Annotated in this window: 15 protein-coding genes and 1 riboswitch; of the genes, 7 read left to right on the forward strand and 8 right to left on the reverse strand. The window is 73.0% G+C overall.

All coding sequences use genetic code 11. The features are described from left to right. Positions 1-76 precede the first annotated feature (76 nt). The gene (locus ABZ716_RS15655) at positions 77-1,201 is read right to left on the reverse strand and encodes an AMP-binding protein (protein ID WP_358959382.1); all 1,125 of its coding nucleotides are present in this window, start codon (positions 1,199-1,201) and stop codon (positions 77-79) included. Positions 1,202-1,398: 197 nt separating this feature from the next. Between ABZ716_RS15655 and ABZ716_RS15660 the strand changes: the two genes are divergently transcribed. Beyond that, positions 1,399-3,684, forward strand: coding sequence for an immune inhibitor A domain-containing protein (locus ABZ716_RS15660; RefSeq protein WP_358959384.1), 2,286 nt, complete (start codon positions 1,399-1,401; stop codon positions 3,682-3,684). A 75-nt stretch (positions 3,685-3,759) separates the two neighbouring features. On the opposite strand, the gene ABZ716_RS15665 is transcribed toward ABZ716_RS15660, so the two are convergent. Further along, complete coding sequence (locus ABZ716_RS15665) at positions 3,760-4,800, reverse strand: phosphatidylinositol-specific phospholipase C domain-containing protein (protein WP_358959387.1); 1,041 nt, start codon at positions 4,798-4,800, stop codon at positions 3,760-3,762. Positions 4,801-5,005: 205 nt separating this feature from the next. On the opposite strand from ABZ716_RS15665, the gene ABZ716_RS15670 reads away from it, so the two are divergent. Next, positions 5,006-5,914, forward strand: a complete 909-nt coding sequence (locus ABZ716_RS15670) for a trypsin-like peptidase domain-containing protein (protein WP_358959389.1) — start codon at positions 5,006-5,008, stop codon at positions 5,912-5,914. 16 nt (positions 5,915-5,930) lie between these two features. On the opposite strand, the gene ABZ716_RS15675 is transcribed toward ABZ716_RS15670, so the two are convergent. Beyond that, a complete protein-coding gene (locus tag ABZ716_RS15675) occupies positions 5,931-7,400 on the reverse strand; it encodes an FAD-dependent monooxygenase (protein WP_358959392.1) in 1,470 nt (489 codons plus the stop codon). A 270-nt stretch (positions 7,401-7,670) separates the two neighbouring features. Here ABZ716_RS15675 and cbiE point away from each other — a divergent pair, with 270 nt between their 5' ends. Genes cbiE through ABZ716_RS15695 form a run of 4 tightly spaced genes read left to right on the forward strand, consistent with a single transcriptional unit; the run spans position 7,671 to position 10,997 of the window. Beyond that, positions 7,671-8,936 carry a precorrin-6y C5,15-methyltransferase (decarboxylating) subunit CbiE gene (gene cbiE / locus ABZ716_RS15680; RefSeq protein ID WP_358959396.1) on the forward strand — a complete coding sequence of 422 codons (1,266 nt, stop codon included), beginning with the start codon at positions 7,671-7,673 and terminating at the stop codon, positions 8,934-8,936. Continuing rightward, positions 8,933-9,682: a precorrin-4 C(11)-methyltransferase gene (gene cobM, locus ABZ716_RS15685; RefSeq protein ID WP_358959398.1), complete on the forward strand. Its 750-nt coding sequence runs from the start codon at positions 8,933-8,935 to the stop codon at positions 9,680-9,682. Before cbiE ends, cobM begins: the two co-directional genes overlap by 4 nt. Continuing rightward, complete coding sequence (locus ABZ716_RS15690; protein WP_358959401.1) at positions 9,672-10,469, forward strand: cobalt-precorrin-6A reductase; 798 nt, start codon at positions 9,672-9,674, stop codon at positions 10,467-10,469. The genes cobM and ABZ716_RS15690 overlap by 11 nt, the downstream gene beginning before the upstream one ends. 9 nt (positions 10,470-10,478) lie before the next feature. Next, the gene (locus ABZ716_RS15695; RefSeq protein WP_358813175.1) at positions 10,479-10,997 is read left to right on the forward strand and encodes a hypothetical protein; all 519 of its coding nucleotides are present in this window, start codon (positions 10,479-10,481) and stop codon (positions 10,995-10,997) included. Between the two features lie 78 nt (positions 10,998-11,075). Here ABZ716_RS15695 and ABZ716_RS15700 read toward each other — a convergent pair whose 3' ends face one another. Genes ABZ716_RS15700 through ABZ716_RS15710 form a run of 3 tightly spaced genes read right to left on the reverse strand, consistent with a single transcriptional unit; the run spans position 11,076 to position 14,958 of the window. Next, a complete protein-coding gene (locus ABZ716_RS15700; protein WP_358813174.1) occupies positions 11,076-12,584 on the reverse strand; it encodes a precorrin-2 C(20)-methyltransferase in 1,509 nt (502 codons plus the stop codon). Beyond that, the gene (locus ABZ716_RS15705) at positions 12,581-13,228 is read right to left on the reverse strand and encodes a precorrin-8X methylmutase (RefSeq protein WP_358813173.1); all 648 of its coding nucleotides are present in this window, start codon (positions 13,226-13,228) and stop codon (positions 12,581-12,583) included. The genes ABZ716_RS15700 and ABZ716_RS15705 overlap by 4 nt, the downstream gene beginning before the upstream one ends. Continuing rightward, positions 13,225-14,958 (reverse strand): nitrite reductase, encoded by a 1,734-nt coding sequence (locus ABZ716_RS15710; RefSeq protein ID WP_358959403.1) that lies wholly within the window; start codon positions 14,956-14,958, stop codon positions 13,225-13,227. The genes ABZ716_RS15705 and ABZ716_RS15710 overlap by 4 nt, the downstream gene beginning before the upstream one ends. 541 nt (positions 14,959-15,499) lie before the next feature. Further along, positions 15,500-15,657, forward strand: a riboswitch (cobalamin riboswitch). Positions 15,658-15,689: 32 nt separating this feature from the next. Between ABZ716_RS15710 and cobN the strand changes: the two genes are divergently transcribed. Next, a complete protein-coding gene (gene cobN / locus ABZ716_RS15715) occupies positions 15,690-19,310 on the forward strand; it encodes a cobaltochelatase subunit CobN (RefSeq protein WP_358959405.1) in 3,621 nt (1,206 codons plus the stop codon). Between the two features lie 206 nt (positions 19,311-19,516). On the opposite strand, the gene ABZ716_RS15720 is transcribed toward cobN, so the two are convergent. Beyond that, positions 19,517-19,897 carry a hypothetical protein gene (locus tag ABZ716_RS15720; protein ID WP_358959408.1) on the reverse strand — a complete coding sequence of 127 codons (381 nt, stop codon included), beginning with the start codon at positions 19,895-19,897 and terminating at the stop codon, positions 19,517-19,519. Then, positions 19,898-26,800 carry a polymorphic toxin-type HINT domain-containing protein gene (locus tag ABZ716_RS15725; protein WP_358959410.1) on the reverse strand — a complete coding sequence of 2,301 codons (6,903 nt, stop codon included), beginning with the start codon at positions 26,798-26,800 and terminating at the stop codon, positions 19,898-19,900. It abuts the gene before it with no gap. Between the last annotated feature and the right edge of the window lie 56 nt (positions 26,801-26,856).

Below are 26,856 nucleotides of genomic sequence, written 5' to 3' on the forward strand. Positions count from 1 at the left end.
CCCTCCCCTGGTCGCCGTACCCCGCCGCCCGGCACGATAGCGCCGCGCGGCGAGAAGGGCCTAGGGAACGGGGAGTTCAGGCGGCCGGGTCCGGGGGCGGGGCCAGGGGCTGGCCCAGCGGGCCGCGCGGGATCCGGTCGACCAGGCGGACCCGCCGGGGCTCGGCGCCGAGGCCGCGCGCGGCGGCCCGTACGCCTTCCGCCGTCAGGGGGCCGCCCCCGGCGACGAGGACGTCGTACGCCTCCCCGTCCCCGGCGCGCACACAAGCGACGTCCGCTCCGGGGAGCGCGGCGCCCAGCCGGGCGGCGATGGCGCCCAGATCGCGCCGGACCCCGTTGACGTGGAGCAGGTGGGCGCGGCGGCCCAGCCGCAGGAACAGCCGGTCGCCGAGCCGGCGGACCAGGTCGTCCATCTCGTGCTCTTCGGGGCGGCCGCCGCCGGGGAGGGCGGCGAGGCGGGGCCCGGTGACGGTGAGCGGGCCCTCCGCGCCGACGCGCGGGGCGGTGAAGGCGACGTCGTCGAGGAGGGTCCACGGGGCGTGCGGGTCCCAGCCGCTGCGGTGCGCGACGGCGCCGGTCTCGGTGGAGCCGAGCATTTCGATCAGGACGGTGCGCGGGTCCCGGGCGAAGCGGCGTGCCTCGGCAGGCAGTTCGGCGGAGCCGTGCAGGAGGACGAGCTGGTCGAAGGAGGCGGTCCAGCGGGGGTGGCGGGTCAGGATCCGGAAGGTGCCCGGGATGGCGACGACGGCGATCCGCCGGGCCGTGACGGGCGGCGGCGGACAGTCGGAGCCGGGCCAGAACCACACGGGCAGCCCGGCCAGGGCGGGCAGCATCACGGTGGCCGAGGCCCCGTAGGCGTGCAGGGGCGGAACGAAGCTGACGACGGCCTCGGGGGCGTACGGGGCCAGCAGGCGGGCGCCGTGCGCGGCGTCGGCCAGGAGCAGCTCGCCGGAGAGCACCCGCCGGACGGGCTCGCCGGTGACCCCGGAGGTGTGGAACTCGTACTGCCCCGCGCGCAGTCGTCCGCGCACCCGGTCGGCCTCGGCGGGGCTGAGCCGGTCCCAGGGCAGGTGCCAGCCGCCTGCGGCGGGCGGGCGGCCGGGGGAGGCGGCGCCGATGCCGGGGCGCTCGTGGAGCGCGTCGAAGGGGAGGGACGGGTATCCCTGCGCGGGGATCGCCGGCCCGGTGGAGTCATGGAACATGGGGCCCCCTCGTACGGTTCGCCTGCGGCGGGCCGCGCGTCGGCCCGAAGGGCTCAACGAGGATGCGGGCCATGGGAAACGGTCCGGGTGCCGGGTGCCGTACGCGACCCCTAGCCGTCACCTGTGACATGTGAAATATTACCTGCGCTTCCGGAGCGGACTTCACCGCTTCCGAACTCCCGGAAAGGGCATCCCCGTTGCGCAGACTTGCCGCCGCGGGAGCGGCGATATCGCTCACCGCTCTCGCCTTCCTCGCCACCCCCGCCCAGGCGGCCGCCCCGCCGCCCACGCCGCCCACGGCACCCACGGCACCCGCCGGGCAGGAGGCGACCCCGCCGCCCGCCCCGCTCGAACTCCAGCGCCAGGCCCTGCGCCGCCAGGCGCTGGAGAGCGTCGCGTCGGGCAGCGGCGGCGGTGCCGGGGCGCGCCGGACCGGACCGGCCCCCCGCACCGCCAAGATCGGCAACCAGTACGTCGAGCTCTCACAGGAACGAAAGGACAAGGTCTTCGTCATCCTCGCGGAGTTCGGCGACCAGACCGACCCCCGCTTCGGCGGCACCCCCGGCCCCCTGCACAACACGATCGCCCAGCCCCCCAAGGACGACAACCACACCCTCTGGCGCAAGGACTTCGACCGCGACTTCTACCAGCGGCAGTTCTTCTCCGCCGACCCCGGCGCGGCGTCGATGCGGGCCTACTACGACCTCCAGTCCTCCGGCCGCTACGACATGGACGGAACCGTCACCGACTGGGTCAGGCTCCCGTACAACGAGGCCCGTTACGGTACGGACAAGTGCACCGAGACCGGCCAGTGCCGCACCAACTGGGACCTGGTCCGCGACGCCACCAAAGCCTGGTACGACGCCCAGATCGCCAAGGGCCGTACGCCGCAGGACGTCAAGGCCGAGCTCGCCCAGTACGACGTGTGGGACCGCTACGACGCCGACCACGACGGCAACTTCAACGAGCCCGACGGCTACCTCGACCACCTGGTCGTCGTGCACGCGGGCAAGGACCAGACCTGGGGCGGCGGCGACCAGGGCAAGGACGCCATCTGGGCGCACCGCTGGTTCGCGTACTGGGACCAGGCCGGGACCGCGGGCCCCGAGGGCAACAAGGCGGGCGGCACCCCGGTCGGCGACACCGGCATCTGGGCCGGCGACTACCTCACCGGCGGCGAGAACAGCGGAGCGGGCCTGTTCTCGCACGAGTTCGGGCACGACCTGGGCCTTCCCGACCTCTACAGCTCCGACGGGGACAACGGGGTCAACTTCTGGTCCCTGATGTCCTCGGCCTCCTACCTGGGCAAGGGCCCGAACACCACCGGCCAGTGGCCCGGCGACCTGGACCCGTGGAGCAAGCTCCAGCTGGGCTGGCTGGACTACACCGAGGCCGACGCCGGCCGCAGGACCCGCGCCACCCTGGGCGTCTCGGGCTACAACACCCGGGATCCGCAGGCCCTGCTGGTCCACCTCCCGCCCTCCACCACCCGCACGGACCTCACCGACCCCTACGCGGGCGCGAGCCAGTGGTGGAGCGGCACGGGCGACTTCATGGACAACACCCTCACCCGCCCCGTGGACCTCGCGCACCAGCCGGCCACCCTCAGCGCCCGCCTCTGGTACGACACGGAGAAGGACTTCGACTTCCTCACGGTCGAGGCATCGCACGACGACGGCGCCACCTGGGCACCGCTCCCCGGCACGGTGAACGGCACGGCCATCCCCGCGAAGGGCATCTCCGGCACCTCCGCCGGCTGGACCGAACTCACGGTCCCCCTGCCCGCCGACACCACCCGGCTGCGCCTGCGCGCCACCTCGGACGGCAACACCCACGGCCGCGGCGTCACCTTCGACGACATCCGCATCACCGCGGACGGCGACGGCCGCACCCTCTTCACGGACGGCGCGGAAGCCGGCGCGAACGGCTGGACCGCCCTCAAGTGGTCCCGCACCGAGGGCCGTACGGGTACCGAGTCCCACCCGCGCGCCTACTTCGCGGAGAACCGCCGCTACACGGGCTACGGTTCCTACCTCCGCACCGGCCCGTACAACTTCACCTCGACCGGCAACACGGTGGAGTTCTACCCCTACCAGCAGGGCGTGCTGCTCTGGCTCTGGGACACCGCCTACAGCGACAACACGACCAAGGCGCACCCGGGTTCGGGCCTGATCCTGCCCGTCGACGCCCGCCCGGAGGCCCTGCGCTTCCCCGACGGCACCCTGGCCAACGCCCGCGCCCAGACCTTCGACGCGACGTTCTCCACCCGCCCCGCCGACCGCGTCACCCTCCACAAGACCGGCAGCACGCTGACGATCCCCTCCCGCCCGGGCGTCCCCGTCTTCGACGACCACCGCGGCACCTACTGGACCCCGGACCTGCCGCAGGTGGGCGTCAAGGTCCCGGACACCGGCACCCGGCTCCAGGTCCTGCGCGAAACCGCCACGACCACCACCCTCCAGCTCTCCCCCTCGACCCCCTGACCGTCCGTACGCAGGAGGGCGCCCCGCCGGGAAGGTCCGGCGGGGCGCTCTCGTCCGTGTACGGACGGCCGCGGGTCAGCCGCGGGGGAGGACCGTCGAGAGGACCTGGGGCAGGGGGTACCAGTCCGAGGAGGTGATCGAGGCGTGGTGGGAGGCCATCAGGGCCACCCGGGCCTGGGCCTGGGCTTCCGTGGGGTGGACCGCGTCGATGGCCGGGGCGACGTTGTGGGCGTCCGTGGCGATCAGGAGGTAGTGGTTGCGGTCGTACCAGGCGGTGTCGATCGAGCCCGAGGCGTAGGCGGCCGCGTCGCCGTCGAAGACGACGAACCAGGGGCGCAGGGCCGGGTCCGCGTAGCGGTTGCGGGGGTCGCCCGCCTCGGCGCGGTGGACCGCAGGGAAGGCGGCGGCCGTGGCCAGGTGGGTGCGCAGGTGCTCGGCGTACTCGCGGTCCGTCCAGAGCGTGTCGGCGCTGTTGCCCTCTTCGACCGTGCCGGGGATCAGCTCCACCAGGAACGTGCCCGCCATCTGCGCCCGGGTCGGCCAGGCGTCGGCGCGGGCCGCCGTGTCGAGGTCCGGGTGGCCGGCGGCGAGCCGGCCTGGGGTGTAGAGGGCGTCGCCGAGCTTGGAGGTGAGGAGGCTGTCGAGGGCGGCCGGGCCCCGGCCCAGGTTGGCGGCGAAACCGTCCTTCAGCTCCAGCTTGAGGACGATCGGACGGTGGCCGGGGTGCGCGTCGTGCCAGCTGCGGATGTCGGAGAGGCAGCCCGCCAGGTTCTGGTCGCGGGACTTCGTCCGCAGCTGGGCGGGGGTGGTGGCGTTCTCGCAGTTGCTGTTGTTGCCGAAGGGGTTGTCGTGGGAGACGCGCCACGAGCTGCCGAAGAAGTTGGTCCAGACGTCCAGCTCCAGCATCGCCGCGCCGGAGTCCAGGGCGTCCGCGAGATAGGGGTATTTGGCCTTTTCGTAGGCGTTGTGGACCCCTACGCCGGTGGACGCGGAGTAGCGGAGGTCGCCGGTCGCGGCGGTGGCGGGGGTGGCGGCCACGGCGACGGCCGCGAGGGCGGCGGTCAGCAGGGCGGCGGCTGCGCGGAGACGGGTGCGGGTGCGGGTGCGGATGGGCATGGGTGTGCGGCTCCCCTGGTTACCGAGTGGTAAGGCGCCTGGAGCGTAGGGGAGTTGGGTGAAGAGGGGAAGGACCGGGGATGACCGGCCGGGGACGGGGGCTGCGGCGGGGTGAGGGAGGGAGCGCTTTCCGGCCGGGAACTCCGGGGGATGGCCGGCCGTTCCGGAGGGTGACGGGTGATCCTCGGGCGGTGGGAGTGGCGCGATGACGGGCAGGGCGGTGCGGGTCTGCGTACTGGCAGGGATGTGCTGCGCCCTGATGGTCGCCGGGGTGGCCTTCGGCCTGAACCGGATGGGCACCGTCGTACGGGGAGACGCGGAACGGGGGCGGTACGTCCAGGACCCCGCGCTCGCCGACCAAGCCGCCGCCGGGGCGCTGGAGAAGCTGGCCGAGGGGGACCGGGGGGCCGCGCCCGCGGTGCGGGGATTCACGGAGGGCGCCTGGAAGGAGTCCGAGCCGCTGGAGGCCCGGGAGGTGCCCGCCGAGCCCGCCGTCGGGGCGCTCTTCTCCCCCGGGCTGGACTGGGACGCCGACCACCACTGCTCCGGGAGCGTGGTGCACTCCCCCGGCGGGGACCTCGTCATCACCGCGGCCCACTGCGTGTACGCGGGCGGGTTCCGGACCAACCTGGCGTTCGTGCCCGGGTACGAGGAGGGGAAGGCGCCGTACGGGGTGTGGGTGCCGACCCGGATCGAGGTGGATCCGCGGTGGGTGCGCGACTCCGACCCCGATGTGGACGTGGCCTTCATACGGGTGCGGCGCGGCGGGCACCCCGGGCAGCGGCTGGAGGACGTGACGGGGGCGCACCCGATCCGCTTCGGGCAGCAGCTGCCGGTCCCGGCCCGGCTGATGGGGTACCCCAACGACACCGAGCGGCCGCTGGGCTGCTCCCACCCGGCGGTGGCGGACGGGCCGGCCCAGCTGCGGTTCGACTGCGCGGACGTGCCGAACGGGACCAGCGGAGGTCCCGTGCTGAGCGCGGCCGGGGACAGCCTGATCGGGGTCATCGGCGGCCGCGACGGCGGCGGGGACGAGACCACCTCGTACAGCAGCTACTTCGGCGAGGACATACGGGCCCTGTACGAGCGGGCCGTCCGCGGTCCGACGGCCTAGCCCTGCCCCTGCCCGCCTACCCCGGCGGGTGGTGGGGCGGGTAGGGCGGGGTGTCGGGGGCGGCGGGCAGGCGCCACTTCGACAGGACGCGCAGGACCGTGCCGGGGGCGAGGAGGGTGGCCGGCGGGGCGGAGAGGGAGAGGACGCCGAAGAAGGGGGCGGAGAGGGCAGGGTCGGCATTGGCTCCGGTCATCACCCGGGACATGTAGCGCTGGAGGACGCGTGTGGCCCGGTCGGGCCGCGGCCCCTCGGTCCAGGGGTAGCGGAGGTCCTCGCTGGTGGCGATCTGCCAGGCGACGGCGGCGGCCGTCACCGTGCGCCGCTGGAGGGCACGGGACTCGGCGGGGACGCGGTGGGCGGGGAGGCCGGCCAGGGCCTCGTCCAGGGCGTGCGCCGCGCAGGCGGCGACGGTCATGCCGTGCCCGTAGACCGGGTTGAACCGGCAGGCGGCGTCACCGACGACGAGGAGCCCCTCGGGCCAGCGGTCCAGCCGCTCGTAGTGGCGCCACTCGTTGGCTGTGGCCCGGAATCCGGTGGGTTCGGACAGGGGCTCGGCGTCGCGGATGGCCTCGTAGAGGGCGGGGCTGCGCAGGGTGCGGGCGAACTCCAGGAACTCCGGGTCCCTGGTGGGCGGTACGTGCTCCCCGTTGCCGAGCAGGGTCACGAGCCAGCGGTCGTCCTCCAGGGGGACGAGTACGCCGCCGCGCGGGCGGTCGGGGCGGCCCTGTACGTACATCCCCCGCCAGCGCCGGGCGGCCGCCGCCCCCGCCGGCGGGACTTCGGGGAGGGCGTAGGCGCGGCTGGAGTAGCCGAGGTGGGAGTCGTACCGGGTGACCTCGGGGGCGGGGTAGCCGAGGGCGGCGAGCCAGGCGGGCGCCTTGGAGGTGCGGCCGGTGGCGTCGACCACGAGGCGGGCGGCCAGCGCGGTGCCGTCGCGCAGGGTGACTCCGGCGACCGAGCGGCCGTCCGGGGCCGCGACGAGCCCCGTCACGGCCAGGCCGCCGCGTATCTCGATGCGGGGGTCGCGGCGCACGGCACGGCGCAGAGTCCAGTCGAGCAGCTCGCGGCTGCCGACCAGCATCCTGGCCCCGGGGACGGGCTGGAACCAGTCGGCCGGGCTCAGCCAGAGGAAGTCACGCGGGGACTCCAGGAGGGCGGCGCCGGCGCCGGTCAGCTCGGCCGTGATCCCGGGCAGCAGCTGCTCCATGACCTCGATGCCGCGCGACCACAGGACGTGCGCGTGGCGGGACTGGGGCAGACCGGGCCGGAACCCGGGTCGCCCGTCCGGGAGTTCGTCCCGCTCCAGCACGGTCACGCGGGCGAAGTGCCCGGCGAGGACCCGGGCGGTCAGCAGGCCGGCGAGCCCGGCGCCGAGGACCACGGCGTGACCGGCGCCGTCGTCCACCGGCTCGCGGGGGCCGGTGCGGGGGTGGTCTACGTGGGCGTCGTCCGAGCCGGCTGGGTGATTGTCCGGAGTGTCGTCCATCGTCCGAGTGTGGGGCGTCGGGCCGGACACCGGCAGGCCCCGGCCGGGGCGGACGGGGGCGGACAGGGGCGGACGGTGGCACACCGGCGCACACACCCCGCCACCCCGGCGGTCCGTACGGCGGGGCCGGGACAGGGCGCCCCGGGAGCCCTCGGGCGGTCGTGGGGGTGCGTCGCTCCTGGTCACCCTCCCAGCCGGGCCGGCGCCGCGCCCCAGTAAGCTGCGGGTCCGTCCCGCGCATCCGCCCTCTCCCGTTCCCGAGGTACCGCAGTGAGCTCCGCACCACCCCCCATAGCCGTGGCGGTCGTCGGCCTCGGGGCCGACGGCTGGGCCGGGCTCACCGCCGCCGCCCGGGAGGCGCTGGCCGGCGCGGAGGTGCTGATCGGCGGCCCCCGGCAGCTGGACCTGCTCCCGGCCGGCGAGTGCCCCGGCCTGCGCGTCGCCTGGCCGAGCCCGCTGCGGCCCGCCGTACCCAAGCTGACGGCCGAGCACGCCGGGCGCCGGATCGCGGTCCTGGCCAGCGGCGACCCGATGTTCTACGGGATCGGCCGCGCGCTCTCCGAGGAGCTGGGCCCCGACGCGCTCCAGGTCCATCCGCACCCCTCCTCCGTCTCGTACGCCTGCGCCCGCCTGGGCTGGCCGGTGGAGGACACCGAGGTGGTCACCGCGGTCGGGCGGCCGGTGGCCCGGCTGGCGGCCGCGCTGCACGAGGGGCGGCGGGTGCTGGTGCTGAGCGCCGGCGCGGCGACCCCGGGCGAGATCGCCGCCCTGTTGCGGGAGCGCGGCTTCGGCCCGAGCCGGATGCGGGTCCTCGAACAGCTCGGCTCGGAGCGCGAGGACGCGTACGAGGGCACCGCGGACGACTGGCGGCGGCCGCCCGGCGACCCCCTGAACGTCGTCGCCGTCGAGTGCCGGCGCGATCCGGCGGCGACCGTCCCCCGGCTCGGCGCCACCCCCGGGCTGCCCGACGCCGCGTACGAGCACGACGGCCAGCTCACCAAGCGCCACGTCCGCGCCGCGACCCTCTGTGCCCTGGCCCCCGCCCCCGGCGAACTGCTGTGGGACATCGGCGGCGGCTCCGGTTCGATCGGCATCGAGTGGATGCGTACGCACCCCTCCTGCCGTGCCGTGGCCGTCGAGCGGGTCCCCGAGCGGGCCGCGCGCATCGCCCGTAACGCGGCGGCCCTCGGCGTTCCCGGCCTGCGCGTGGTCGTCGGCGCGGCCCCGGCGGCGCTGGACCAACTGGACGCCCCCGACGCGGTGTTCATCGGCGGCGGCCTCACCGCCCCGGGGCTGCTCGACGCCGCCTGGGCGGCGCTGGCGCCCGGCGGCCGGCTCGTGGTCAACACCGTGACGCTGGAGTCGGAGGCGGTCCTCGCCCAGCAACACCGCCGCCTCGGTGGCGAGTTGGTGAAGCTGGCCGTCGCGCACGCCGTGCCGGTCGGCGGCTTCACGGGCTGGCGCCAGGCGATGCCCGTCACGCAGTGGTCGGTGACAAAGACCCAGACGCAGACGCAAGGAGACGAACTGACATGACCGTGTACTTCATCGGCGCGGGCCCCGGCGCCGCCGACCTGATCACCGTACGCGGTGCCCGTACCCTCGCCGCCGCCCCCGTCTGCCTCTACGCGGGCAGCCTGGTCCCGCGCGAACTGCTCGCGGAGTGCCCCGAGGGGGCCCGGCTGGTGGACACCGCGCAGCTGAACCTGGACGAGATCATCGCCGAGTGCGTACGGGCGCACGCCGCGGGCCAGGACGTGGCGCGGCTGCACTCCGGCGACCCCTCCCTCTTCAGCGCCGTCGCCGAGCAGATGCGCCGCCTGGACGCGGCCGGCATCCCGTTCGAGGTCGTCCCGGGCGTCCCGGCGTTCGCGGCGGCGGCTGCCGCGCTGAAGCGGGAGCTGACGGTCCCGACGGTCGGGCAGACCGTGATCCTGACCCGGATCGCCCAGCAGGCCACGCCGATGCCGCCCGGCGAGGACCTGGCCACGCTGGGCCGCAGCGGGGCCCTGCTGGTGCTGCACCTGGCCACCCGCTACGTGGACCGGGTCGTGGACGAACTGCTGCCGCACTACGGGGCCGAGTGCCCGGTGGCGGTGGTGGCGATGGCCAGCCGCCCCGACGAGCTGATCCTGCGCGGGACCCTCGCCGACATCGCCGCGCAGGTGAAGGAGGCCGGGCTGGTGCGTACCGCCGTCATCGTGGTGGGCCGGACCCTGGGCGCGGAGCAGTTCCGCGACAGCCACCTCTACTCCCGCGAGCGCGACCGGCATGTCTGCTGAGCCCGCCCCCTCGGCGGCCCCGGAGCGGCACGTCCTGATCCTGGGCGGTACGACCGAGGCGCGCCGGCTGGCGGAGGCGCTGGCGCGGGAGCCCGCGTACGCGTCCTCGTACCGGGTGACCAACTCCCTCGCGGGGCGGGTCGGTTCGCCCGTGCTGCCGCCGGGCGGGACGCGGATCGGCGGGTTCGGCGGGGTCGAGGGGCTGGCGGACTGGATCACCGCCCACGGCGTGACGCACGTGGTCGACGCCACGCACCCCTTCGCGGAGCGGATGAGCTTCCACGCGGCCGGGGCGCAGGGGCTGACGGGTGTGCCCGTACTGGCGCTGCGCCGGCCCGGCTGGAGTCCCGTCCCGGGTGATGCCTGGACGTTCGTGGACGACCTCGCGGGAGCGGCCGCCGTCCTGCCCTCGCTGGGCGGCCGGGCCTTCCTGACCACCGGCCGCACCGGCCTGCACACCTTCGCGCACCTCGACGCGACCTGGTTCCTGGTGCGTTCGGTGGACCCGCCGGAGGGTCCGCTGCCGCCGCGCATGGAGACGCTGCTGGCGCGCGGGCCGTTCGATCTGGTCGAGGAACGGCAGCTGATGGCCCGTCACCGCATCGACGTACTGGTCACCAAGGACAGCGGCGGCGACGCGACGGCCCCCAAACTCACCGCGGCCCGCGAGGCCGGGATCCCGGTCCTGGTCGTCCGCCGGCCCGCCGTGCCCGACGGTGTGGCGGAGGCGGATTCGGTGGAGGCGGCCCTGCGCTGGCTCGGCGACGGCGGGGTCCCCGCCCTCTAGGCTGGAGGGATGCGGATACGTCACTCCCCCGTCCTCGCCCTGGTCCTCGCCGCCGCGGCGGCGCTCGTCACGGGGTGCGGCGGGAGCGCGGCGCCCGAGCCCAAGGGCTGGCAGCCCGAGGACGCGCTCCAGCGGGCGGACGAGAACCTGGGCAAGGACACCCCGGCCGGTGCCCGCGTGACGGGGCGGGGCACGGGCTTCCTCAAGGCCGGGATGGAGAAGGTGCTGGAGACCGGCGGGGAGCGGCCGTACCGCTTCGACATCGCCTGTGACAGCGAGGAGAACCCGCGCGTCACGCTGCTGCTGTCCCGCGAAGGCAGCGCAGGGGAACGGTCGTTCGACGTGTCGTGCACCGCCGGGGCGGTCACCCGGCTGAACCTTCCGGCGGGTCCGGCGCTGACCGCCCACGTCGACCCCGCCCCGCAGGACGACTCTCCCCCGGCCGGAGTGCTGTCGTGGCAGCTGCTCACGGTGGACCCGCCGACGGTCCAGGGCTGCCCGGACGCCCTCGCGGACTGCCCGGGCTGAGCCCGCGGACGGCCGGGCGAAGCGACGGCCCCGGCCCGGGATCCCCGGGGCGGGGCCGTCCTCACCTCATCGGCACGGTCACGGGTAGCGGCGCGGCGTCCACGTCACCCGCGAGCCGTCGGCCCGCTCGGTGACCTGCGTCTGCGAGGACCCGACCAGCAGGATGGTCCTCATGTCCACCTCGGACGGCTCCAGTTCGGCCAGCGTGACGATCCGCACCGACTGCTCCGGCCCGCCCACGTCCCGTGCCACGACCACCGGGGTCTGCGGGGCGCGCAGCTCCAGCAGCAGCTCCCGCGCCTGGGCCACCTGCCAGGTGCGGCTGCGGGAGCCCGGGTTGTACAGGGCGAGGACCAGATCGGCGGCGGCGGCCGCGCGCAGCCGCTCCGCTATGACCTCCCAGGGCTTGAGCCGGTCGGAGAGCGAGACGGTGGCGTAGTCGTGGCCCAGCGGGGCCCCGGCCGCGGCGGCGGCGGCGTTGGCGGCCGTCACCCCGGGCAGCACCCGTACGGGCACGTCCGCGTAGGCGTCCTGGCCGGCCACCTCCAGGACGGCGGTGGCCATGGCGAAGACCCCGGGGTCGCCGCCGGACACCACGGCCACCCGCTTGCCGCGCCGGGCGAGGTCGAGGGCGAACTCGGCCCGCTCGGACTCCACCTTGTTGTCGGAGCCGTGCCGCACCTGGCCCGGCTTGACCGGCACCCGGTCCAGGTAGGTGGTGTACCCGACCAGCACCTCGGCGTCGGCCAGCACCCGCTTCGTCTCCGGGGTCAGCCACAGCGGCCCGGCCGGCCCGGTGCCGACGACGGCGACCTCGCCGGGCCCGGACGGCACACTGCCCGGGTTGCCGATCCGGCTGGGCACGACGGCGACGGCGAAATACGGGACGCTTGCGGGGTCGGTGTCGGCCAGGACCCCGGTCCGCTCGCCCTCCATCGTGGCGCGCTCGACGTACCGGGCCTCGGCGAGCCGGCCGCTGCTCTCCATCGCCCGCCGGACGGCGGGGAAGGTGCGTCCGAGCTTCATCACGACCGCCGAGTCGGTGGCGGCGAGACGGGCGGTGAGCTCCTCCTCGGGCAGGGTGCCCGGCAGGATGGTCAGCACCTCCTCCCCCTCCACGAGCGGGGTGCCGAGGCGGGCGGCGGCGGCGCTGACCGAGGTGACGCCGGGGATGACCTCGGCCTCGTAGCGGTCCGCGAGCCGCTTGTGCATGTGCATGTACGAGCCGTAGAAGAGCGGGTCTCCCTCGGCGAGCACGGCGACGGTCCGGCCGGCTTCCAGGTGCGCGGCCAGCCGGGCGGCGGACGCCTCGTAGAACTCCTCCATGGCGCCCTGGTAGCCGCCCGGGTGGTCGGTGGTCTCGGTGGTGACCGGGTAGACCAGCGGCTCCTCGACGTGGTCGGCGCGCAGGTGCTTGGCGGCGATCGAGCGGGCGATGGAACGGCCGTGCCGGGCGCTGTGGTACGCGACCACGTCCGCCTGCGCGATCACCTCGACGGCCCGCAGGGTCATCAGCGACGGGTCGCCGGGCCCGAGCCCGACCCCGTACAGCTTGCCCTTCACCTGGGTCTGGTCCCGGTCGCTCATTCTTCCTCGCTCGCGATCGCGTTGACCGCGGCGGCCGCGATGGCGCTGCCGCCGCGCCGGCCCCGCACGATCAGGTGGTCCAGGCCCGAGGGGTGGGCGGCGAGGGCGTCCTTGGACTCGGCGGCGCCGATGAAGCCGACGGGGACGCCGATGACGGCGGCGGGACGCGGGGCGCCCTCCTCGATCATCTCCAGCAGCCGGAACAGCGCGGTCGGGGCGTTGCCGACGGCGACCACGGCGTTCTCCAACAGGCCCCGGTCGCGCCAGACTTCGAGAGCGGCGGCGCTGCGGGTGGTGCCCGTCTTCGCGGCGAGCGCGGGCACGGCCGGGTCGGAGAGGGTGCAGATCACCTCGTTGCCGGCGGGCAGCCGCTTGCGGGTGACGCCGCTGGCGACCATCTGCACGTCGCACAGGATGGGCGCGCCGGCGTGCAGCGCGGCGCGGGCCCGCAGGACGACCTCGGGGGTGTAGCCGAGGTCCTTGGGGAGGTCGGTCATGCCGCAGGCGTGAATCATGCGCACCGCGACCTGGGCGACCGAGGCGGGCAGCCCGGAGAGGTCCGCCTCGGCGCGGATCGTGGCAAAGGACTGGCGGTAGATCGCGGCGCCGTCCTTCTCGTACTCGAACACGGTGTACTCGCTCATTTCTTCACTGCGGCTTCGGTTGTGGTGGTGGGCGTGGTGCTTCGTGCGGCCGTGAGGGCGGCCGCGAGGTCTGCGTGCGGGACGGGGCGGGCGTCGAGTGCGTAGCCGTCGGGGGTGGCGACGAGGTCCACCCAGGCGGTGCCGCGCGGGTGCCCGCAGCGGCGGGCGCAGCCGGACCAGTGGACGGGCAGGCCACCGGCCGTCTGTTCTACGACGGCACGCGCGTCGGCGCGTACGTCCGCGAGGGACTTGGCGCAACCGGGCTTGCCCGTGCAGGCGGTGACGGACTGCCAGGGGCTGGCGGGAGCGAGGACGAGGCCGGCCGCCTCGATGCGGGCGGGGCCTTCGGCGCCGGCGCGCGGCAGGATGACGGTGCGCCAGGGGGTGACGCGCAGCTCGCCGTCGCCGTCGCCGTCGCCGTCGTCGGCGGCCTCGGCGAGGACCCGCCACTGCGCGGAGCTGAGCCGCCCGAGCGGGGGCAGCACGCACAGCCCGTCGCCGTACGCCCCCCAGGGCCGGGGCGGCTCGGCGTACGGCCACTCCACCTCGGGCACCGCCACCGCCTCGATCCCCGCGCCCCGAAGCCGCAGCACGAGCTCCCGCTCGTCCAGGCGGTGCCCGACGGGCAGTTCGGCCACCCGCCAGGCCCGGGTCCCGGCGTCGTCGGCGACGTCGAGGAAGTACTCGGCGGCGGCCAACGCGGTCCGGGCCGCATCACCACCACCCACCTCCACGGCCCCCACACCGGCCCCGAGCCGCACCAACACCCGCCCGGAACCGTCCGCACCCCCCGCCCCGGCACCAGGCCCCGGCCGAGCGCCGGGGCGGAAGCCGAAGCCCGACGCGTGGTCCGAGCCCGGACCGGCCGAGGTCGCCGCGCCGGGCCCGGCCGGGGCAACCACACCGGGACGGGTCGAGGCCCCCGCGCCGAGCCCGGCCGAAGTACCCGCGCCCGGACCGGCCGCAGCACCCGTGGCGGGCCCAGCCGCGGTCCCCGCGCCGGGCCCTGCCGAAGTACCCGCACCCGGACCGGCCGAGGTACCAGAGTCGGAACCGGCCGAAGTGCCCGCGCCGAGACCCGCCGAGGTACCCCCGCCGGGACCCGCCGCCGTCCCCGTAGCGGGACCCGCCGCCGTCCCCGTAGCGGGACCGGCCGAAGTCTCCGCGCCGGGACGGGGCCGGGGCTCGCCGTCGGGGCCCGCGCCCGGGCCGGAGCCGGGGCCCGTGGAGGAGTGGGCCAGCACAGTGACGTCCGGCTCCAGGGCGGCGACGTCGCCACGCCCGTCGTCCAGCGCGAACAGGAACCGTCCGGACAAGTCCGCCGCCCGGCTGCTCGCGCACAGCAGGCGGTCCAGTTCGCGGACCCAGCGCACGACATGGGCCCCGCCCATCGGGCTGGCCACGATGTTGCGCACCCGCTCGTGGCTGGGCGCGGGCAGCAGCCCGACGCCGCCCAGCAGCTCCGCGAGCCCGCCGCCGCAGCCGTCGGCGAGGCCGCGCAGCTGGACGTTGCCGCGCGAGGTGAGTTCGAGGTGCCCGTCCCCGAACCGGTCGGCGGCGAGCCCGAGTGCGGCGGCCTGCGGGACGGTGAGCAGCCCGCCGGGGATGCGGACGCGCGCCAGGTACCCGTCATCGGCTGCGTGCAGCCGCAGCGCGCCGGGGCAGGCGTCGCCGCGGTCACGTATGACGGGTTCGTCCCGCGATGCGGCGGAAGGGGGCTGGGGCGGCATGGCCGCGAGCATACCCACGATTCCCGCGACCCGGACCTGTGTCCGTCACCACCCCGACCAGCACAGGCGCACCGTCCACAGCCCCACACCTCCCCCGTTCCCGCCGCCACCCCACACCAACTCGGCCCGGTGCTCGGCCCATACCTCCGCCGAACTCCAGCCCCGGGCCGGCGCTTGGGGCCCGGACCCCGAGGAAGAGCCCCCGCACCCAGGCTGGACCACACCACCCCACACCCCCCGCCGGATCCAACCCCACCGGCGTTCGAGCCGCGGGCCCCGGGGCAGAGCCCGCAACGCCGCCGCACCACACCCCCACCACGCCTGATCCAGCCCCGCCCCCCGTTCGCGGCGCGGGCCCCGGGGCAGAGCCCGCAACGGCGCGGCACCCCGCCCGCACCACCACCCCTCACACCCCCCACCCACGCCCCGATCCAGCCCCGCCGGCGTTTTGAGGCGCGGGGTCCGGGGCAGAGCCCCGGCAACGGCGCCGCACCGCGCCCCGACCACACGCACCCCCACCTCCCGGCCAGGGAAAAGGCCACCTAAGATGACCTTCCGGCGGACCACTCGGCCCGTCACCGCCGAGGACGGCGACATGGGAGGAAGCCCGGTGCGATTCCGGCGCGGTCCCGCCACTGTGAGCCCCGCGGAACGCTCCGCGCGGTGAGTCAGGAACTCCCGCTGTCCTCACTGCCCGGGGCGCGGAAACCCCGAGGAAGGCATGCCGCCGCATGATCCTGCTGCTGTCGACGTCCGACACCGATCTGCTCAGCGCCCGCGCCGCGAACACCGCCGACGGCCCCGTGCCGTACCGGTTCGCGAACCCCTCCCGGCTGCCCCTCGACGACCTCCCCGGCCTCCTCGACGGCGCCGAGCTGGTCGTCGTCCGCCTCCTCGGCGGCCTGCGCGCCTGGCAGGACGGCCTGGACGTGCTCCTCGCCCCCGGCCAGACCCGCCCGGTGGTGGTCCTGACCGGCGAACAGGCCCCGGACGCCCAGCTGATGGAGGCGTCCACCGTCCCGATCGGCATCGCCGCGGAGGCGCATCGCTACCTCGCCCACGGCGGGCCGGCCAACCTCGGCCAGCTGGCCCGGTTCCTGTCCGACACCGTCCTGCTCACCGGCCACGGCTTCGAGCCCCCGGCCGCCTCCCCCACCTGGGGTCCCCTGGAGCGTCCGGCCACCGAGGCGACCGGCCCGCAGGTCGCGGTGCTCTACTACCGCGCCCACCAGATGAGCGGCAACACGGCCTTCGTCCACGCCCTCTGCGACGCCATCGAGGCCAAGGGCGGCCGTCCGCTCCCCCTCTACGTCTCCTCCCTGCGCGCCCCCGAACCGGAGCTGCTCCAGGCCCTGGAGCCGGCGGACGCCGTCATCACCACCGTCCTCGCCGCCGGCGGCACCCGTCCCGCCACCGCCTCCGCGGGCGGGGACGACGAGTCCTGGGACGCGGGCGCCCTGGCCGGCCTCGGCGTGCCGATCCTCCAGGCCCTGTGCCTGACGGGCTCGCGCGGCAACTGGGAGGAGAACGACGAGGGCCTGTCCCCGCTCGACGCCGCGACCCAGGTCGCCGTGCCGGAGTTCGACGGCCGGCTGATCACCGTCCCGTTCTCCTTCAAGGAGATCGACGAGGACGGCCTGCCCGCCTACGTGGCCGACGCCGAGCGCGCCGCCCGCGTCGCCGGTATCGCGGTGCGCCACGCCCGGCTGCGCCACATCGCCCCCCAGGACAAGCGGATCGCCCTCGTCCTGTCCGCGTACCCCACCAAGCACTCCCGCATCGGCAACGCGGTCGGCCTCGACACCCCGGCCAGCGCGGTGGAACTCCTGCGCACCCTCATCTCCGCCGGCTACGACTTCGGCCCCGCGGCCGACATCCCCGGCCTGGTCTCCGGTGACGGCGACGAGCTGATCCGCGCCCTGATCGAGGCCGGCGGCCACGACCAGGACTGGCTCACCGAGGAGCAGCTGGCGCGTAACCCCGTCCGCATCGCCGCCGCCGACTACAAGCGCTGGTTCGCCGAACTCCCCGCCGAGCTGCGCGAAAGCGTCGAGGAACACTGGGGCGAGGCCCCCGGCAACATGTTCGTCGACCGCTCCGCCAACCCCGAGGGCGACATCGTCCTCGCCGCGCTCCGCCGCGGCAACCTCCTGATCCTCATCCAGCCTCCGCGCGGCTTCGGCGAGAACCCGATCGCGATCTACCACGACCCGGACCTGCCGCCCTCGCACCACTACCTGGCGGCGTACCGCTGGATCCAGGCGGCCGCGGCGGACGGCGGCTTCGGCGCCGACGCGATGATCCACCTGGGCAAGCACGGCAACCTGGAGTGGCTGCCCGGCAAGAACGCCGGTCTGTCCGCCTCCTGTTCGCCCGACGCGGCCCTGGGCGACCTGCCCCTCGTCTACCCGTTCCTGGTCAACGACCCGGGCGAGGGCACCCAGGCCAAGCGCCGGGTGCACGCCACCCTGGTCGACCACCTGGTCCCGCCGATGGCGCGCGCGGAGTCGTACGGCGACATCGCCCGCCTGGAGCAGCACCTGGACGAGTACGCGCAGATCAGCGCGATGGACCCGTCCAAGCTCCCCGCGATCCGCGCCCAGATCTGGACCCTGATCCAGGCGGCGAAGCTCGACCACGACCTCGGGCTGGAGGAACGCCCCGACGACGAGGGCTTCGACGACTTCCTCCTCCACGTCGACGGCTGGCTGTGCGAGGTCAAGGACGCCCAGATCCGCGACGGTCTGCACGTCCTGGGCGGCGCCCCCACCGGTGAGGCCCGCGTCAACCTGGTCCTCTCCATCCTCCGCGCCCGCCAGATCTGGGGCGGCACCACCGCCCTGCCGGGTCTGCGCGAGGCTCTCGGCCTCGACGAGTCCGCAGCGACCCGCACGGCGGCGGACACCATCGAGGAGCAGGCCCGCGCCCTGGTCCAATCGATGGAGGACGCGAACTGGGACCCGTCGGCGGTCGCCACCGTCTCGGCGGGCCACCCCCAGGCGGTCTCCGACATCCTCACCTTCGCCGCGAACGAGGTGGTCCCCCGCCTGGCCGGCACCACGGACGAGATCACGCACGTCGTCCGCGCCCTGGACGGCGGCTTCGTCCCGGCCGGCCCCTCCGGCTCCCCCCTCCGCGGCCTGGTCAACGTCCTGCCGACCGGCCGCAACTTCTACTCGGTGGACCCGAAGGCCGTCCCCTCCCGCCTCGCCTGGGAAACGGGCCAGGCCCTGGCCGACTCCCTGCTGACCCGCTACCGCGCCGACCACGACGACGATTGGCCCGCCTCGGTCGGCCTGTCCCTGTGGGGCACGAGCGCGATGCGCACGGCGGGCGACGACGTCGCCGAAGCCCTCGCCCTCCTGGGCGTCCGCCCGGTCTGGGACGAGGCGTCCCGCCGCGTCACGGGCGTCGAGGCGATCCCGCTGTCCGAACTGAACCGCCCCCGCATCGACGTCACCCTCCGCATCTCGGGCTTCTTCCGCGACGCCTTCCCGCACGTCATCGGCCTCCTGGACGACGCGGTCCGCCTGGCGGCCTCCCTGGACGAGCCGGCCGAATCCAACTTCGTCCGGGCCCACGCCCAGGCCGACCTCGCCGCCCACGGCGACGAACGCAAGGCCACCACCCGCATCTTCGGCTCCCGCCCCGGCACCTACGGCGCGGGCATCCTCCAGCTGATCGACTCCCGCGACTGGCGCACCGACGCCGACCTCGCGGAGGTCTACACGGTCTGGGGCGGCTACGCCTACGGCCGCGGCCTCGAAGGCCGCCCGGCCCGCACGGAGATGGAGACCGCCTACAAGCGCATCACCGTCGCCGCCAAGAACACCGACACCCGCGAACACGACATCGCCGACTCGGACGACTACTTCCAGTACCACGGCGGCATGGTGGCCACGGTCCGCGCCCTGCGCGGCACGGCCCCCGAGGCGTACATCGGCGACTCCACCCGCCCGGAGACGGTCAAGACCCGCACCCTCGTCGAGGAAACCAGCCGGGTCTTCCGGGCCCGCGTCGTCAACCCCAAGTGGATCGAGGCGATGCGCCGCCACGGCTACAAGGGCGCCTTCGAACTCGCGGCGACGGTCGACTACCTCTTCGGCTACGACGCCACGACGGGCGTCGTAGCGGACTGGATGTACGACAAGCTCACGGAGACCTACGTCCTGGACCCGGAGAACCGCGCCTTCCTCGAAGAGGCCAACCCCTGGGCCCTCCACGGCATCGCGGAACGCCTCCTGGAAGCCGAATCCCGCGGCATGTGGGAAAAGCCGGACCCCCAGATCCTCGAATCCCTCCGCGAGGTCTACCTCACCACGGAGGGCAACCTGGAAGGCGATTCCGCCTAGGCCCTCAAATCCGCAAGCGGCACCCTCCGCACCTCCTTCTCCACCATGCAGGCCCGGCCTCCTCGCACACTGAGACGGCGAGGACGCCAGCCTATTCACGGTGATGATGCAACAAAAGCCGACGTCCATCAAAGATCCAGCGGTCCCACCGGAAACAGATCCGGTGGGGCCGCTGGGCTGCCGCAACGCTTCCCCTGCCTTCGATGCTACTCAGGACCGTTGGTGGGATCACTTTCAGAGGAAGAGCCAAACCCTATACATCCCACCACTTTGAGCGGTTGCGGATCGAGGTAGAGAGGGAAGAGGTATCCGGCTCGTTCGCGATCGTCTACATAGGCCACAAGAAGGCCCAGCTCGCCCTTTTCGGCAAGGCTCGCAAGGCATTCCGTGGCCCCTACAACCGGATTGCCGCGCCGCTCCAAGCTCCTCAACCTCCCGCGAAGGATGCCTCGAAGCTTCGACGCTGGAAGGGGCTCCAGCCAGACTTCGAAAGACGCTCCAGAAAGCAATGCATTCTTGGCCTGAGTGCTGGCATCGGAGTTGGATTCGAATGCGGCGAGCAGTTCACTCGCGGATACTTCGTTCACTCATCGCCGCCTAACGGGTGACCAAGTTTGCCCGAAGTCGAAGCTGATGTCGTCGGCCAGAATTTCACCAACGATCAGATGCTCGTCTTCGAAGAACCTTTCATACTCGCTGCCGTGGATTTGAATGTTTCTCGACGGCCCTATAGCGGGATCTATATTTCCCAGTTTAATGCGCAGCATCACACCTTCCCCAACCCAGTCGTCCCCCCGGTTTTGGGCACCAAAAACGGCGACTTCTGGGTCGTCCGACCACGACGTGAAGACAGTATCCGTGGAGTTGCCACCCGAGTGGCCGTGGATGTCCGTGCCGTTTCCTCGTGGCACCGCACGGCCTTCCGCAGCGGTTGCATAGCTATGGTGCCCCTTGACGACACCGCGATACAGATAGCCGTCAGTGTTCGCGTCACAGTTGTGGACCAGGACCGGAACGCTGCCCGCCACAACATAGTACGTGTGGAGGTCCGCGACCGTGAGGTTGTGGGTGGTGACGGCGTACGGGTAGTTGTGGACCGACTCGACCGTGAGGGTGGTGCCGTCCGGCTGGCGGAGGTGTTCGGACGGGGTCAGTTCGCCGGCGTCGACCCACTGGTGGCGGGATTCGCTCCAGTAGGGGTGGTGGTAGGTGGAGGTGATCTTCGCGGGCGGGCCGCGGGGGTTGGCGTCGTCGGTGAGGGTGAGGTCGGTGAAGTCCTTGTCGTCGGGGGTGGTGATCGTCGCGGTGACGGTCTTGGGGGTGGTTTCGCCCGTCTGGGGGTCGGTCGCCATGACGGTGTCACCGTCATGGACGTCCTCGATGGCCTTGGTGGTGCCGTCGGCCATCAGGACGCGGAGGCCAGCGGGGAAGCTGTTGCACTTCGTCGGGCCTGAAGGCGCGTCGGACTCACCGCCCCTGCCCGAAGAGGACTCGCTCTTGGCCGCGTCCGCTTCGCCCTTCGCCGCCTTGCTCTCGGTTCCTGCGGCGTCGCTGGCTGTCTCCTTGACCGCCTTCTCTTCTGCCGCCTTCGCTGCCTTGGCTTCCGCCGTCCGGGCTTCGGAAACCGCCTTCTTGACCTTGCTGAAGGCGCTCGCTGCCTCCGCAGCTCCCCGTTCCGCCGCGTGGATGGCGTCGTACGCCTTGTTGACCTCCTTGTAGATCTTGAATGCCTTGATGCCGATCTTGACGGCCTTGAAGAGCTTGCCCCACGGCACCGCGTTGAGGGCCGTGTTGATGCAGGCCATCACGTCGCCCTTGGTGAAGCAGTCGCGGGCGTCGTTGAACCCGATCAGGTCGGCTACCAGGTCGATGACCTGGTGGACCAGTTCTTCCCGCCTCTTCTTCGCCGACGACAGGGTGTTGTTCGCGTGCGAGAGCGCGCGGCTCGCCTCGGCTTCGTCGTCGTCGTACCAGTGGCTTACGTGGGACTCACTCTCTTCCCAGCCCGGGTGGCTCTCGTCGCACGCGCTCCCCTCGCAGGTGAACATCTTGCCGCTGGGGTCCGACGCGTTGACCGGGTTGTTGTTCGAGTAGGCGTACGCGTTCCACTGCTGCGGGTCGCCCGCGTCGATCAGCGGGTCCGGGCTGATGAAGCGGCCCGTCGTCGGGTCGTACTCGCGGGCCCCCAGGAGGGTGAAGCCGGTGGCGGCCTCCTTGATGCCGCCGACGAAACCCTTGTCGCCGGCCCAGGCTCCCTGCGTCGGCTGTGTGCCGCGCTCGTTGCCGAAGGGGTCCGAGGGGCGGCGCACCTGGGCCAGGTCAGCGGCGTTGAACTGGATGCCGTTCGTGCCGTGGTGGTCCGAGAACTGGTACGCCAGGTTCGACGTGCCGCCCGTGGTCGTGCGGGTGACGGAGAGGCCGCCGCCCGCCGGATAGGTGCGGACGTTGGTGACCTTGTTGGAGCCCGCTTCCAGGGTGATCTGGTCGGTGCCGAGGTTGAGGGTGGTCTTCCCCGGGTCCCGGCGGATCAGCTGGTTGCCGCCCGTGTCGTACAGGTAGCTCGTGCCCGCGCTTTCGCCGGTGCCCGTGAGCTTGTCCAGCTTGCCCTGGTCGTTCCAGGTGAGGGTCTTCGTTCCCGGAGTGCTGGTGATGGACGTCGTGTTGCCGGTGGCGTCGTACGTGTACGAGGTGACCTTGGTGCCGGACGGGCCGGTCTCCGTGGAGGTCATCAGCGCGTGCGGCCCGCCGGTGCCACCGCCCGTCTTCGGGTCGGTGGACGGGATGTTGGGGCCGGTTCCGAAGGTCTGGGTGACCGTCGTGTCCTTGGCCGGGTCGCCGGTGACGTCCTTCTTGACCAGCTTCTTGCGGTTGCCGAGGTTGTCGTACTCGAACTGCTGCCAGTACGGCGCCGGGCCTCCCACGCTCGGCTTGCCGGTGCCGTCGACCGCCGGGCCGCCGCTGTTGGCGCAGCCGCCGATCCCGCGGACGCTGGGTTGCGGCGCCGTGACCTGGGCGCCCGTGTCCGTCCATGCCTGCGTCAGCCGGCCCAGGTAGTCGGTGGTGAAGCACTGCAGGTCACGCGCGGCGCCGTCCTGGGTGTCGCTGACCGAGGTGAGCTGGCCGACCTGGTTGTAGGTGTAGTCCAGGACGTCCACGCTCGTGCGCGCCGCCGTCTGCTTGTCCAGGGTCGAGCGGACCGGACGGCCCGTCGCGGCGTCGTAGTCGACCGTCGAGACGATCTGCCGACCGGAGTTGCCGACCGTGTTGCGGGTCGGGCGGCCGAAGGCGTCGTAGCGGACGTCGACCAGGTACGGCGTCATCGCCGAGTCGATGGTGCCGTCCAGAGCGAGCAGGTTGCCCACAATGTCGACGTTGTAGGTGAGGGTCTCGGCCTTGAGGCCGGCCTCGGGGACCGCCGGGAGAGTGGTCTTCTGCAGCTCCCCGTACGGGCTGTAGGTGTTGGTCGTCTCGTAGACGCCCTGAAGCTTGCCCTCCTTGCCCGGGATGGTCGTCTTCGTACCGAGAGAACGGTAGCCACCGTCGTAGCCGGTGATCTCCGTGACGTAGGCGCTGCCGGCCGCGCCCCCGACGTAGCGGGTGCTGGCAGTGGGCTTGCCCAGGACAAGGGAGTCATAGGTGAACGCGCTGACCTGCTTGGCGGGATCGACGGCCGTTCCCTCATAGGTGGCCATGGTCCGGCCCAGGAGGTCGGTGACCGTCGTGGCGCTCTTGCCACGGGCGTCGGTGGCCGTGACGAGGTTGCGGCTGTCGTCGAAGGACGTGGTCGCCGTACCCGCGTCGGGGTCCGTGGTCCGCACCGTACGGCCCAGGAGGTCGTAGGTGAAGGTCCACTCGTTGCCCGCCGAGTCCCTGCGGCGCACCTCCTTGCCCTGCGCGTTCGACTCGTACGTCGTCTCGTCGTACGCGCCGGTCGGGGTGTTGCTCTTGTACTGGCGCAGGACGGACGTCGTCCCGTTGGTGATGCGCGCCGTGGCGTAGCCGCCGTTCGGCGGGATGCTGCGGACCTCGTCGGCGCCCGGGTACTCGGTCTTCGCGCGCCACTGCTCGACGCCGAAGGACTGGAAGACGGAGGCCGTGGTCCGGCCGAGGCCGTCGAAGACCTTGACGCTCTGCGCCGGGACCTTGCTGTCCGGGTTCACTCCGCCGTTGGGCAGGAAGAGGGCGCCCGACGGGTCCTTCTCGTCGTTGTAGTAGGCGGCGCTGGTCTTGGCCTGACGGCCGTGCGAGTCGAAGAACGCGTCCGTGATCAGACGGCCGGTGACACCGGAGCCCGGGGTTGCCTGCGTCTGACGGATACGGCCGAGGCCGTCGTAGAGGGTGTAGGTGGAGGCGTAGGTCTGGCCGTCCGTCATGAGGGCCTTGCTCAGTACGGTGGACGGCGCGTTGACGCCGTTCATCGCGTACGAGAACTCACGGACCGCCTTGAAGGACTTCGCGCGCTCCTGACCCGGCTGCCAGACGGCGACGACCCGGCCGAAGGCGTCGTAGTCGCGTTCGCCGACGTGGCCGTTCTCATCTGTGGTCTTGAGGGGGAGGGAGCGGCCGGGGTCGAGGGTGTTGGACGTCTTCCAGCCCAGCGGGTTGGTGTGGACGACCTCGGTGGGCAGGAAGCCGGTGGCCGGCTTGTACTCGGTCCTGGTGACCGCGCCGTCCGGGTGGGCAGCGTCCTTGCGCACCTTGTTGGTGGTGCTGGTGACACGGCCGTACGCGTCGAAGGTGGAGGTCGAGTTCAGGCGGTAGACGGGCTTGCCGTCGGCGTCGTACTTCTCGAGGACCTCGTTGCCGGTCTGGTCGGCGGTCGCGGCCGCCTGGCCGAGAGGCAGGTTGTCGAAGTAGGCGCGGGTGTCGCCCACGGTGTTGGCCGCGGTCGGGGTCTGCCCGCAGGCTCCGGTGAGCACGAGGGTGCGGGACGGCAGTTCGGTGATCGCCCCGCCCGGCCCGGTGGCGTACTCGAAGGTGGTGCACAGCCGCTGGTCGGGGCGGGAGACGTCGCTCTTGTCGTCGACCTGGAGCGGGCGCGCGGCGAGCGTGCCGTCGTATGTGGAGGTGCGCTCGCTGGTACGCCAGCTGCCGTTGGCCAGCTTGGCGCGGCCGGTGACCTTGCCGGTGTTCATCGCACGGGCGGTGATCGCCGGCATGCCGCCGGACTGGGCACGGGTGGCGGTGACGGGGCCGAGCCAGGGAGTGGTGACCTCGTCGGCGACGACGCTGCCGTTGTCGGCGTCGTACGTCTCGGTCTGGCGGACGAATCCGGCGAGGACGTCTTCGTCCGTGATGGAGCCGCCCTGGGAGTCGCCGATCTTGACGCTGCGCTTCGAGCCGTTGGCCAGGACGTCACCGTCCATGCCGCGGAGGAAGGTGGCCACCGACTTGGTACGGGGACCGTCACCCGGACCACCGTTGCCGGTGCGGGTGGTGACCGTGGCGAAGCCGCGGAACTGGTCCCAGGTGCGGGTCTTGGCGTCGGCGCCCTCGGAGTCGTTGCGGTGCCAGGCGATCCCGCCGCCGTACTCGTACTCGGTGACCGTGGCGACCTGGCCCGCCACCATGTCCTGCTGGGTGACGGACTGGACGACGACCTTGTTGAACCAGTCGTTGACCGGGTCCTCGTAGGACTGGCCGGGCAGATACCACTTGACCGGCATGCAGGCCATCGTGTTGCCGTCCTCGGAGGGCGGCATGGTGTTCTTCAGCCGGGAGCACTCCGCCGGCTTGTAGACGACGTTGATGCGGCCACCGGTCTCGGTGGTGATCGTCTGGATGCGGGGGCGGTTGTACGACGGCGCGGACGCCTCCGTTCCGTCCGGCCGCTTGACGACGCCGTCGACGCGGTTCGCCATCTGGAGCGGCGCGAAGGACACCGCCGGAAGAGTCTGCGAGGTCTTGCCGTTCGAGCCGGTGCGCTGGATCGAGTCCAGCCACAGGGTCGGCGAGGTCCCGTCGCCCGGGTCCTGGAAGGACTGCTTGAGCGCGTACGAGTCGACCTTCACCCAGGCGGTGCCGACGCGTACTTCGGTGTAGATCTCGTAGAACTTCTTGGTGGTGAAGTAGGTCGGCGACAGGTTCAGACACTGCCCGCTGGCCGCGCACTCCTGGTCGACCGGGGTGTCGGGCCAGGACTTGGCGTTGGTCTTGTTGCGCTGGGCCGGGTCGCAGGTGACGGTGCCGCCGGGCACGCAGCGCTCGTTGTTCTTGAGCACGATCTGGGCGGCCGGCTTGGCCGAGCCCTTCGCGGCGATCTGCTCGGGCAGGCGCTGGCCGTATCCGATCCAGGTGGGGTAGCTGCCGCGCTGGTACTGCGTCAGCGTGCCGTTGCCGTTGTTCTGGCCGCCACCGCGCCCGTAGTAGTTGTTCTCCTGCTCGTAGCGGTACGAGATCAGGTTCTGGTGGGTGTCCACGACGTAGTCGAGGTTCCACTGCCAGCCCATCTGTACCCACGAGCCGTTCGCGGGGGTCTGGGCGCCGAGGCACTTGTCCTGGCCGCTGTTGAAGTAGACCGGCACGGTGGAGACGGACTTGGCCTCCGGGTCGGTACCGTCACCGCCGGGCAGGCGGTTGGAGCCGAAGTAGTACTGGGTGCCGTCGGTGGTGGTGACCTTGAAGCCCTCGCCCTTCCAGGCGGAGTTCCGCTGACCGGTCAGCCGCTCGACCTTCGTGCCGTCCTCGCCCTTGACGTGGTAGACGCAGGTGGCGTCGTCACGGACGATCTGGCCGGCATGCCCGGCCAGGTTGAGGGAGAGGATGTCTCCGCCCCAGCACTCGTCACCGGAGTCCTTGATCCCGGCGTCCTTGCAACTCTTGTAGGTGCGGGTGATCGCCCCGGGGTGCCAGTCCCAGCCCTCGCCGATCATTCCGGCCTGTGCGTTGGTGGACGCGGTGCGGCCGTCGATCGAGGCGGAGTCGTAGCCGAGGGAGATGTCCGGTGCCTGGCCGGCGATCGCGGACGGGATCTCGACCGTATAGCCGTAGGTGAAGTTGCCCGCGTTGGCTCCGGCCTGCCATGAGGCGGAGGGCAGCAGGGGCGTGGCGGTGAAGTCACCGCTGGCGCCGGCCGGGCCGGGCTCGACGGCGAGGACGACGCCCTGCGGTACCGCGAACAGGGACGCACTCGACCGCGCGCCGGGCTTCAGCACCATGGCGGAAGTGCCCGGAGCCTGCGGGACGGCGACCTCGGCGGCCAGCCGGCCGGCCGCGTCGCGATGCGCGGCGACGGGCTTGCGCGCGGTACATCCCGGTGCTCCGGGGGTGGTGAGGGCGCATGCGGGCAGCTGGACCACGCGGGCGCGATCGGCCCAGTTGGCACCGGCGGCCTTTGCCCAGGCCGAGACGTCAAGGCCCAGTTCCAGCTTGCCCTCGGCCGCTCCGGCCGTGTTCTCGGTAACGGAGACCAGGGCGCCGCTGACTCCGCTGGCCCGGGTGGTGGCCTCGTCCTTCACCTCGACCCGCAGGCCGTCGCCCGGGTCCTTCACCGGGCCGACACCCTTGACCCGGGCGGAATTATTTCCTCCGTTTCCTGTCGCGAGCC

Origin of the sequence: Streptomyces sp. NPDC006687 (genome assembly GCF_040636215.1) — a bacterium.
In the GTDB taxonomy this organism is placed as follows: Bacteria; Actinomycetota; Actinomycetes; order Streptomycetales; family Streptomycetaceae; genus Streptomyces.